This window comes from Escherichia sp. MOD1-EC7003 (assembly GCF_002965065.1).
Classification (GTDB): domain Bacteria; phylum Pseudomonadota; class Gammaproteobacteria; order Enterobacterales; family Enterobacteriaceae; genus Escherichia.
Genome location: NZ_PTRE01000326.1, coordinates 1 through 385 on the forward strand (window position 1 = coordinate 1; position 385 = coordinate 385).

Genomic DNA, 385 nt, shown 5'->3' on the forward strand with positions numbered 1-385 from the left:
GGGAGTAATACTCCTGTTTCTGCGCAGAAGGTGTTCCTGTCAGGGTCAGGGAGGCATTTTCTTTTACGTCCACAGCCCCGGTGCTGAAAATACCGCCCTGAGCCGTAAGTTTTGCTCCTTTTTCGAGGGTCAGGCTACTGTTGACAAAGCTGCCTGCACGGTCAAAAACAGCATTCTGAGAGGTCACACTCACGGAACTGTCATAAGCCTCAATACCACCGGTGAATTTATTGCCAATATCCAGTACTGAGTGGTTATTTAGCGTAACATTTCCAAAATAACTGCTGCTTTCAGGAGAAACAGACACACCATCTTTAATATCCTGCCGAAAATCGAAGCCATCTCCCGTGATGTTTTTACCGTCATACATATCAATATGTACTTT

1 protein-coding gene is annotated in these 385 nt (G+C 45.5%); it reads right to left on the reverse strand.

All coding sequences use genetic code 11. The features are described from left to right. Positions 1 to 385: hypothetical protein (locus A7090_RS25605; RefSeq protein WP_157941513.1), on the reverse strand; the 385-nt coding region annotated here is incomplete at both ends.